Raw genomic sequence first — 10,125 nt, 5'->3', positions numbered from 1 at the left:
ATTTGTATAAGAGAAAGTCCCCGACCTCGCCAGCGCCCTCAACAACCTCGCCAACCGACTCTCCGACGTGGGACGACGCCAAGAAGCACTCGCCCCGGCCCAAGAAGCCGTCCGCCTACGCCGCGCACTCGCCCAAGCCAACCCCGACGCCTACCTCCCCGACCTCGCCGGCGCCCTCAACACCCTCACCATCCAACTGGCGGACGTAGGACGACTCCAGGAAGCACTCGCCCCGGCCCAAGAAGCCGTCCAACTACGCCGCACACTCGCCCAGGCCAACCCCGACGCCTACCTCCCCAACCTCGCCGGCGCCCTCAACAACCTCGCCAACCGACTCTCCGACGTAGGCCAACACCAAGAAGCACTCGCCCCGGCCCAAGAAGCCGTCCAACTACGCCGCACACTCGCCCAAGCCAACCCCGACGCCAACCTCTCCGACCTCACCGGCGCCCTCAACAACCTGGCCAACCGACTCTTCGAGGTGGACCGACACCAAGAGGCACTCCAGATCTATGGGGAACTCATCGCCTCGTGGCCCGGTCCGTCGTGGGCGACCGCCGAGATCGCCTTCCATCGAGCGCTGTTCCTTCTGCGAGCCGGTGATACAGACCGCGGCATCGGAGCACTGTTCGGCCTACTCACCTCGGACACCTCTGCCAATGGCAGAACAACCTTCCAAGTACATCGAAGCCTTCGGGAAGTTGCCAAGTCCGAGCCGGCCGCCTTCCGGCTTCACCTGAACGCTCACACGGACCCCGCAACGCTCACCTGGCTCAGGGTCACGGACACAGATCTCCAGCTGACCGCCGAGTGGATCAACACGAAGAACTGGGCCGAGTCCCGCGACTTCGTCGCGTCGCACCCCGATCTCCTCAACACCCCGGCCCGATGTGCACTCCAGGAGTGGGCGCTACTGAACATCGGCCCTGCCGAACTCCACCTCGCGCTACTGGATCAGCTCCAGGCCGGTGTCGCACTGGAGACGGTCTACCGCCCCCTCGTACTCCCGGAGATCGTCACCACGTGGATCGCGGCGGGAGCCCAGGACGATGGCTGGGCGGCCTCGGCGGCGTATCTGGCCGATCACGCGACCGCTCTGCTCGCCCCCGACGCGGATGCGGCCCTCGCCGACCTGGGCAGCGGCAGCCCCGAAAACGTCCACCCCCTCATCACCCTCCACCGGGCGGTCCTGGCGATGAGTGCCGCCGACGGCATCGAGCCCGCCTACGCCCTCCTGACGGACCGCCACCTCCTCAACGCTCGCATCCAACGGGCACTTGAAGCCGCCGACACCAGCACGCTCAATTGGCTCGCGCTCATCGAGAAAGTCATGTACGGCGCCGTCTGGAGCGCTACGGTGCACCTGTTGGCGGCCCACGCCGTCGACGACGACGCCACCGGCCCCTCGCCGGCCGAGGCCCTCCGGGCCGCCGCCCAGGACACGGAACCCGACATGGACGACCGCAACCGAGCCATCGCCGAGATCGCGAACCTGATGAGCGTCCACCCCACCCGGGCCGCCGCGCTCGGCGAACTCCTCCAGGCCGTCCTCGCCCCACCGGCGCAGGCTCCTGAGCGGTGACCGATCCGCAACCGACCCGCATCCTGATGCTGTCCGCGGTCGCCGTCCGGCTCGGCGGCCCGGACACCGGGGAGGAGCAACGGCAGGTCACTCAGACCCTCCGTGCGGCCCGCTTCCGGGACGGGATCAGGCTGGAGACCGGCCAGGCCGTGCAGGGCGAGGACATCCTCGGCCACCTGCTGCACCACGCCCCGAACGTGCTCCACCTCTCCGGGCACGCGGACGAGTCCGGCCTGCGCGTCCTCACCCCGGCCGGCGGTGACGCGCCCATGGTGACCGAGGGGCTTGCCGGCCTCCTGGCCGAGGTCGGCAAGGAGGTGCGCCTCGCGTTCCTCAACGCCTGCGCCACCGGGTCCGTGGCCCAGGCCCTCGCCGAGGTCGTCGGCTGCGCCATCGGGCACCCCGCAAAGGTGCGGGACGACATGGCCGTCATGTTCGCCAACCACTTCTACCAGTGCATCGGCACCGGCATGACCGTGGGACCGTCCTTCCGCGCCGCGCAGGCCGTCCTGCGGATGTACGGCACCGACGAGGCCTCGCTACCCGTGCTGCACCACCGGGCCGACGTGAACCCGGACGCCCTCCACCTGCTGCACCCGGCCTTCATGCCACCGCCCTCCGCACCCGGCCGCGTCCCCGACGCCACCGCCTTCCTCGCGCGGCGGGCCGGGGCGAAGCAGTTCATGGCCCTGGTGACCGGCTCGGCGGAGTCCGAGGCCGAGCTGCGGGCCGAGTTCATCGAGAAGAACGTCGACATCCTCTGGATCCGCGAGGACGGCACCACGGACGGCTGACCCCTCCCGCACCGGCGCCCCATGCGGCACGATGGCCCCAGGCAACGCCGAGGGGGGCACCATGTGGCAGGCGGAGAACGACCGTTGGGCGTTGGCAGCGGTCTGCCTCGTCTATCTCGCGATCGTCTTCCTCACCAGCCGGGGCTTCATCGCCGCCCCGCGCTACCGCCGGATGCAGGGCCGCATCGGTGAGGCCCGCGCCCGTACCACCGTGCTCGCGGCCGTCTCCCCGGACGACCCCGTACGACAGGCCGTGCTCGCGACGGTGACCGCCCGGCTGGACACGCTGGAGCACACCAACATGGTCGTGTGGCGGCTGTCCCCCAGGTCCTCCTGGGTGTTCTCGATCCCGCTGTCCAAGCTGGCCTCCGCCTGGCGGGTGCTGCACAGCTGCGAGCGCGACCTGATGCGGCTGCTGCCGCCGGACGAGGCCGCCTCCCGGCTCGAAGCGCTGCAGCCGAGGCTGGAGGAAGCCGGACAGCCGCCCACCACCACGCTCGCCGCAGCCGCCGAGCACCTCCACGACCTTGAGGACACCGAGGCCGAGCGCGAGTACGAGCAGCAGCGCGCCGCCCTCTGGCTGGCCACCATCGGGCTCGGCGCCGTCTATCTGATCGGCGTCACGCTGGCGCACCAGCCGACCATGATGCTCGGCGCGCTGGGCGGCTTCCTCTCCCCCGTGATCGGCGTGATGCGCTCCCAACGGCCGTCCTCCTGGGGCGTGCTGGTCCTGGCCCCGGTCGGCGGTGCGCTCGCGGCGATCGGCGGGATGCTGCTGGTGCGGATGCTCGCGGACCCGGAGCTCAACCTGCTCGGGCACGTCTTCCTCGACAACTCCTGGGACGCGCCGGACCGGCCGCTCGCCCTCGCCATCGCGCTGCTCTTCGGCTTCTCCGGCACCCTCTTCTCGCGCCTCGCGCTGACCGCCACCGGGCAGCTCGTCGCCACCGGCTCACCGGCCGGGCGCCAGCCGTAGGCCTCGCCGCTCGCGGGCGGTGGTCGCGGCCACCCCGCGCGCTGCGCGCTAGTCCAGGAAGATCGCGGCGAGGCGTGGCAGGCGGCGGCGCATCTCACCGTCGTCCGCGACGTCCCAGCGGGCTCCGGCCGGCTCGGTCACGACGCGGAGCGGGCCGGCTTCCAGGGACGCCTCCAGCGCCTCGTCGAGGCCGTCCGGTTCACCGGTGAGGCGCTGGTGGGCCCGGTGCGCCACGCGGTTGAAGTCCTCGTTCCCGATGAGCACGTCCCCGCCGCCCCGCACCGCCGGATGGTCGGCGAGGGAGTCCGGATCCGCGAGCGCGCGCTCGTACCAGTCCCGGCCGAGCGAGATGAGGCCGTCGCGGAAGTCCATGAACCCGTCGTCGGACCACCAGCCTTCGATGAGGAACGCCGCCGCCCACAGGTCGTACCGGTAGGCGTGGTCGCGCAGCTGCCACTGCCGCAGGGAGAACCGGACGATCTCGGCGGGCGTGCGGCGCACGAGCCGCTCCTCGCAGGCGCGCTCGACCGCCGCGCACCGCTCGTCGAAGTCCGGTTCCAGCGCGTCGACTTCGGCGCACGCCCCGTCCACCAGGGCCCAGAACTCCTCGGCATCCATCACGGCCCGAGTATGCCAGGCGCGGACGCTCCCGCCGCGCCGGTCGGCGTGATCACGATCCACCGCCGGAGCACGGGGGTCGCAACAGGGCCGGCCGGGTCAGCGCGTCCGTGCTGTCGACCCACTGGTCGACCCCGCCCGTGAGCGGCCGGTCGCGCAGCAACGGGTCCGTCACCGTCGCGGCCAGCGCGCGGACGAAGCGGTCGGCGCGCAGGACGCGGTACGGGCGGGAGTGGTACGGCCGGGTGGCCGGGTCGACGGGCGGGGTGAGGCCGGTGGCGTTGTGCAGGGCGGCCACCGTCTCGTACGCGGCGCACAGGTGGCGTTCGCGTTCGGGGTACGTGTCGGCGGCCAGGGCGCCGCGCAGGGACGGGGTCAGCCGGGGTGCCACCGCGAGACGGGCGAACGCCGAGCCGAGCCACTTGCCGTAGGGGGCGTAGCGGCGGTCGAGGAGCAGGCAGAGCCGCATCAGGTCGCGGACCAGGCGGCCGGTGGTGACGGCGGAGCCGAGCTCGTCGCCGACCTCGGCGCAGCGTCCGGTGAACGCCTCCTCCTGGGCGATCCGCTGCCACTGGCAGGCGAGCAGGTGGCGCCAGACCTGGTCGGGGTACCAGGCCAACGCCGCCCGTACGGCGGTGAGTTCGCCGGTTCCGTCGTGGAGGACGGCACCGCCGGTGACCTCGGCGAGCCGTTGCTGGGGGAACGCGAGCCAGTCCGCCGGCCCGAGGTCCCCGAGCGGGCCGCCGAGGCGGTCGGTGAGCCAGCCGGTGAGGTCGTGGACGGCGACGTGCGGGGTGACGGGTCCGTCGGGGTCGTCGCCCGTGCGGTAGCGGGTGGGGCGGCCCCGCAGCGTGCCGGGGAGGCGTTCGGCGAACAGACGGGTGAGGGCGGGGCGCAGGCGCGCGGCGTCCCCGGCCGGGAGGAAGAGGTCGAGGCGCGGGCCCCAGTCGTGGTCGGTGGAGCGCGGGGTGTCGAGGCCGAGCACCTCGGAGCCGGGGCCCACGAGGGCGGCGGCGTACCGCAGGCCGGGGTGGGCGGCGGCGAGGAGCGGACGGACGGCCTCCTCGTGCAGGAGGCGGGCGAGTTCGAGGCCGGGGACGAAGGGCGCGCTGGTCACCCGGCCAGCTTCGCGGACGGGCCGCGGCGCCGTCCAAGGGTTTGGAGGCACCGCGGGCCCCGCGGCCCGTGGTGCCTCCGTCCGTCCGTGCGCGCACCCTTACGGCTGCGGGAAGTTCTCCTCGTCCACGTCGCTGGTCTTGGCGTTGCCGCCGACCTTCGCGGTCAGCGTGATCGACCAGATCTGGTACGTCGTGCGGTCGGTCACGAAGTCCAGGGATTCGTCGAACTTCGAGTAGCTGCAGTTCTGGGTGAACATCTTCAGCGTCGGGTCCCAGTCGACGCCGTCGGAGAAGAAGACGTCGTAGGTGCCGTCCTCGATGCCCTCGATGGACCCCTTCTTCCCCTTGCCGACGTACAGCGAGTGGACCGCCTTGCCGCTCTGGGAGAGCGAGACGACGGAGTCGCTGCTGCCCTCGGAGTTGTCGATGTTCAACTCCCCCTTGCCGCGCAGCTTGCCCTTGGTGACGAAGGTGTCGTTCTCCTTCGATCGGGTCTGCTGCGGAGGCGTCTGCGGGACGGTGAAGTTGGTGGCGTACCCGGCGGCGGCCATCTCGGCGAGGGCGGCCGGGATCGCCTTCAGGCCTTCGGAGAGGCCGACCTGGGCGTAGGCGGAGCCGGTGGTGCAGAAGGCCTTGGACTTGATGTCGGTACGGATCTTGCTGAGATCGGTCGCGAGCTGCGACAGGGCCGTCACCAGCTGGCGCTTGGTGGTGCCGACGGTGGCCGGCGTGTCGCTGAGGCCGAGTCCGCTGCTCGCGGAGTTGGCCGCGCTGGCCGCCTCCTGGAGGCCGATCAGGAAGTTGTCCATGTTGGAGGCCGGGTTGATCTTGCCGAGCGCGGTGCCGACCGGGTCGACGTAGCCGGCGAGCACCGGCCCGTACGGCGTCGGCGTGGGCGTCGGTGTCGGCGTCGGCGTGGGCGTCGGCGACGGGGCGGGAAGGGCGCTGAAACCGCCGTCGGACGGTCCGGACGAGGACGAGGACGAATCGCCCGACCCTCCCGAACCGCCGCTCGAACAGGCCGCAAGCAGCAATGCGGTGCCCACCGCAACGCCGGCCTTGGTGAAGGACTTCATGCCGCTCCCCCGGGTGCTCTCTCGGTGCTGATCCATGCACACTCCGTGCTCTCTGCTGTCCCCGCCGCCATGATTCCGATCCGACAAGACACGGTCAACAGGGCTCACTTGCAGCGCACCGAAGCGTAGCGGGGGCGGACGACAGGGCGCACGGAGCGGTCCCCGACGTCAACTACCATCGGGACGTGCTCAGCCTCACGGGTGTCCCCCTCCAGATCGTCGCCTCCGTCATCGCGATCGGCGTCTTCGCCGCCACGATGTGGCTCTGGCCGAGATTCGGCGGCGGCGGCTGGAAGGCCTGGACCGGACGGATCGGCGCGTTCCTCGCCACCCAGATCGCGGTGCTCGTCGCCATGGGCCTGATCGCCAACGGCTACTTCGGCTTCTACAGCTCCTGGAGCGACCTGCTCGGCACCAACGGCAAGCCGGGCACGGTGGTCGACCACCAGCCGAACGCGGCCGCCTCCCTGGCCGTCACCGGCGAGAAGAACATGTACTCGGCGCAGGGCTCGGCCCGCGACCGCTCCGGGCTGATCCAGGAGGTCGCGGTCCGGGGCAGCGCGAGCGGCCTGAGCAGCGACGCCTTCGTCTACCTGCCGCCGCAGTACTTCCAGCCGGAGTACGCGCAGCGCAAGTTCCCGATGGCCCTGGTGCTGGCCGGCTACCCGGGCTCGGCGGAGAAGCTGATCACGCTGATGCAGTACCCGGCGTCCGCGCTCACCGCGATCGAGCAGAACAAGCTGCCGCCGACCGTCCTGGTGCTGATGCGCCCGACCCTGTCCGGCAACCGCGACACCGAGTGCATGGACGTCCCCGGCGGACCGCAGGTGGAGACCTTCTTCACCAGTGACCTGCCGACGGCGCTGGCCGCCAACTACCGGATCGGCACCGACCCGGCCAACCGCGCGGTGATCGGCAACTCGACCGGCGGCTACTGCGCCCTCAAGTTCGCGCTCCGCAAGCCGGACGCCTACCGGTCGGCGGTCTCGCTCTCCGGCTACTACACCGCACCGATCGACGAGACCACCGGCGACCTGTTCGCGGGCAACGCCCAGCTGAAGCAGGAGAACGACCTGGTCTGGCGGCTGAAGAACAAGCCGGCCGAGCCGGTCGCGCTGCTGCTCGCCACCAGCTACGACGAGAACAACTACGAGGGCACCCAGGCCATGGTCAACGCCTTCAGGGCGCCGACCAAGCTCTCCACCATCACCCTCGACACCGGCGGCCACAACTTCCACACCTGGACCAGGGAGATCCCGCCCGCCCTGGAGTGGCTCGGCAAGCACCTGACGATGCCGCAGGCCGCCTAGCACGGAAGGCGAAGGGGCAGGGCGGGGCGGGGCGCAGGACGGCAGGGGCGGGCACCGGGCCGGTCAGATCACAGGCGGCTCACACGCGGGTCTCACGGTTCTCTCAGACGGGCACCCGAACCTGGCGCCCATGACCACGACCAGCCACATCCCGCCGGCCGGCGAGCCCTGGCCGGAGGCCGGGGACCACCCGCCCCCGGTGCTGCCACCCGCCCCCGCGCCGGAGGGGGCGGCCACCGCGCGGCCGGCCCCGCCGCCGTTGTTCCCGGAGTTCCCGCCGCCGCCCGCCGGCTCCAAAGGGCCGGCGTCCTGGGCGGCGCGGCTGCGCACCCTGCCGGGCCGGACCTGGCGCGGGCGCGCCGACGACCCGCGCTGGGTGCGGCCCGCGCTGCTGGCGCTGCTGGCGGCCACCGCCGTCCTCTACCTCTGGGGCCTGTCCGCCTCCGGCTGGGCCAACTCCTTCTACTCGGCCGCCGCCCAGGCGGGCAGCCAGAGCTGGAAGGCCTTCTTCTACGGCTCCTCGGACGCCGGGAACTTCATCACCGTCGACAAGCCGCCGCTCGCGCTCTGGCCGATGGCGCTGGCGGCGCGCGTCTTCGGGCTCTCCTCGTGGTCGGTGCTGGCCCCGCAGGCGCTGATGGCGGTGGCCACCGTGGCGGTGCTGTACGCGACGGTGCGCCGGCGCTTCTCGCCGCTCGCCGGGCTGCTGACGGGCGCGGTGTTCGCGCTGACGCCGGTGGCGGCGCTGATGTTCCGCTTCAACAACCCGGACGCGCTGCTGGTGCTGCTGCTCACGCTGGCCGCGTACGGGCTGCTGCGGGCGGTCGAGGCGGCGGGCACCCGGTGGCTGGTGTTCACCGGCGTGATGTTCGGGCTGGCCTTCCTCACCAAGACCCTCCAGGCGTTCCTGGTGCTGCCCGCGTTCGCGCTGGTCTACCTGGTGGTGGCGCCGACCGGGCTGTGGCGCCGGGTGCGCCAGCTGCTGGCCGGCGGGCTGGCGACGGTGGTCGCGGGCGGCTGGTGGGTCGCGGTGGTCGAGCTGGTGCCGGCCTCGGCGCGGCCGTACATCGGCGGCTCGCAGGACAACAGCTTCCTCTCGCTCACCTTCGGCTACAACGGCCTGGGCCGGCTCAACGGCAACGAGACCGGCAGCGTCGGCGGTGGACGCAACCGGATGCCGGCCGGGGCCGAGGCGGTGTTCGGCGGCGCCCCGGGCGGCGCTCCGGCCGGGGGTCCGCCCGGCGGGACGGGCGGCGGCTGGGGCCGCACCGGCCTCACCCGGCTGTTCGACGGCGACATCGGCGGGCAGATCGCCTGGCTGCTGCCCGCCGCGCTGATCCTGCTGGTGTTCGGCCTGTGGGCCACCCGCCGCCACGCCCGGACGGACACCGCGCGCACCGCGTTCCTGGTCTGGGGCGGCTGGCTGCTCTGCACCGCGCTGACCTTCAGCTTCATGTCCGGGATCTTCCACCAGTACTACACGGTGGCGCTGGCCCCGGCGGTCGCGGCGCTGGTCGGCATGGGCGTCGACGGGCTGTGGCGGGCGCGGCACCGGCTGCCGTACGCGGCGGTGCTGGCCGGCACGCTCGCGGTGACGGCGGTGTGGGCGTACGTGCTGCTCGGGCGCAGCGCGGACTTCCTGCCGTGGCTGCGGCCGGCCGTCCTGGCGGGCGGGCTGCTCGCCGCGGTGGCGCTGCTCGCGGCCGGTCCGCTCGCGGCGCGGCTCGCGCGCCGGGCGGACGGCGGTCCGGCCGGGTCCTCGCGGCTCGCCGGGCGGCTGACCGCGGTGGCGGGCCTGGTGGGTGCGGCGGCGGCGCTGGGCGGACCGGCGGCGTACGCGGTGGAGACCGTCGGCACCCCGCACCAGGGCTCGATCGTGCTGGCCGGGCCGGCGGTGGAGGGCGGCTTCGGACCGGGCGGCGGCCGGCGCGGCGCGGGCGGCCCGGGCGGCTTCCCCGGCTTCCCCGGCGCCCAGCAGCAGGACGGCCGGGACGGCGGCCGGGGCAACCGTGTTCCCGACGGTACGGGCGGCTTCCCCGGTGCCCCGGGCGCCCCGGGCGGCACCGGCGGCGGGCCCGGCGGCACGGCCGGTGGCGGCACGACCGGCGGCCCCGGCGGCATGGGTGGCATGGGTGGCATGGGCGGGCTGCTGAACGGCACCAAGGTGAGCACCGAGGCCGCCGATCTGCTGGAGCAGGGCGCCGACGGCTACCGCTGGGCGGCCGCGACCAGCGGTTCGCAGAACGCAGCCAGTTACCAACTCGCTTCCGGCGTCCCGGTGATGGCCCTCGGCGGCTTCAACAGCAGCGACCCCTCGCTCAGCCTGGAGGCCTTCCAGCAGTACGTGGCGGAGGGCAAGGTCCACTGGTTCGTCGCCGGCGGCTCGTTCCGCGCCCTCGACGGCGAGGCGGGCGGCGCGAACGCCGCTCCGGGCGGCCCGGGCGGCGGGTCCGGCCAGTCGCAGACCGCCCGGATCGAGGCCTGGGTGACGAGCCACTACACCGCCAGGACGGTCGGCGGCTCGACGTTCTACGATCTCAGCCGACCAGCCGGCTCCTGACCCGGACGGGGGGGGGGGGGCCCGGCGGGGGGCGGAGGCCGCCCGGCGCCCGGGGGGGGGGGCGGCGGGGCGCGCGGCGGAGAAGAGGGCG

At 73.0% G+C, this 10,125-nt stretch carries 8 protein-coding genes and 1 pseudogene; 6 read left to right on the top strand and 3 right to left on the bottom strand.

What is annotated here, in order from left to right; translation table 11 throughout:
• Positions 1-37 precede the first annotated feature (37 nt).
• The 4 genes and pseudogenes from ACFXAM_RS35315 to ACFXAM_RS35300 all read left to right on the top strand — a co-directional run.
• Positions 38-118 (top strand): annotated as a pseudogene (locus ACFXAM_RS35315) (hypothetical protein); the annotation flags it as partial.
• A gap of 72 nt (positions 119-190) precedes the next feature.
• Positions 191-1,582 carry a tetratricopeptide repeat protein gene (locus tag ACFXAM_RS35310; protein WP_380297612.1) on the top strand — a complete coding sequence of 464 codons (1,392 nt, stop codon included), beginning with the start codon at positions 191-193 and terminating at the stop codon, positions 1,580-1,582.
• The gene (locus tag ACFXAM_RS35305) at positions 1,579-2,376 is read left to right on the top strand and encodes a CHAT domain-containing protein (RefSeq protein WP_380297610.1); all 798 of its coding nucleotides are present in this window, start codon (positions 1,579-1,581) and stop codon (positions 2,374-2,376) included. Before ACFXAM_RS35310 ends, ACFXAM_RS35305 begins: the two co-directional genes overlap by 4 nt.
• Positions 2,377-2,407: 31 nt before the next feature.
• Positions 2,408-3,352, top strand: coding sequence for a hypothetical protein (locus ACFXAM_RS35300; protein WP_380297609.1), 945 nt, complete (start codon positions 2,408-2,410; stop codon positions 3,350-3,352).
• Positions 3,353-3,400: 48 nt separating this feature from the next.
• Here the strand turns inward: ACFXAM_RS35300 and ACFXAM_RS35295 are convergent, their stop codons facing one another.
• From ACFXAM_RS35295 to ACFXAM_RS35285, 3 genes are all read right to left on the bottom strand, one after another.
• Positions 3,401-3,970, bottom strand: a complete 570-nt coding sequence (locus ACFXAM_RS35295) for a DUF4240 domain-containing protein (protein WP_380297611.1) — start codon at positions 3,968-3,970, stop codon at positions 3,401-3,403.
• Between the two features lie 52 nt (positions 3,971-4,022).
• Positions 4,023-5,087 carry a DUF4037 domain-containing protein gene (locus tag ACFXAM_RS35290; RefSeq protein WP_380297607.1) on the bottom strand — a complete coding sequence of 355 codons (1,065 nt, stop codon included), beginning with the start codon at positions 5,085-5,087 and terminating at the stop codon, positions 4,023-4,025.
• A gap of 99 nt (positions 5,088-5,186) precedes the next feature.
• Positions 5,187-6,200: a hypothetical protein gene (locus tag ACFXAM_RS35285; protein ID WP_380297605.1), complete on the bottom strand. Its 1,014-nt coding sequence runs from the start codon at positions 6,198-6,200 to the stop codon at positions 5,187-5,189.
• A 149-nt stretch (positions 6,201-6,349) separates the two neighbouring features.
• Here ACFXAM_RS35285 and ACFXAM_RS35280 point away from each other — a divergent pair, with 149 nt between their 5' ends.
• Positions 6,350-7,474: an alpha/beta hydrolase gene (locus ACFXAM_RS35280; protein ID WP_380297603.1), complete on the top strand. Its 1,125-nt coding sequence runs from the start codon at positions 6,350-6,352 to the stop codon at positions 7,472-7,474.
• A 130-nt stretch (positions 7,475-7,604) separates the two neighbouring features.
• A complete protein-coding gene (locus ACFXAM_RS35275) occupies positions 7,605-10,034 on the top strand; it encodes an ArnT family glycosyltransferase (protein WP_380297601.1) in 2,430 nt (809 codons plus the stop codon).
• Positions 10,035-10,125 lie beyond the last annotated feature (91 nt).

This window comes from Kitasatospora sp. NPDC059462, assembly GCF_042749955.1.
Taxonomy (GTDB): domain Bacteria; phylum Actinomycetota; class Actinomycetes; order Streptomycetales; family Streptomycetaceae; genus Kitasatospora.
The sequence above is the reverse complement of the archived record's forward strand: the minus strand, read 5'-3'. Positions and strand labels throughout refer to the sequence as shown.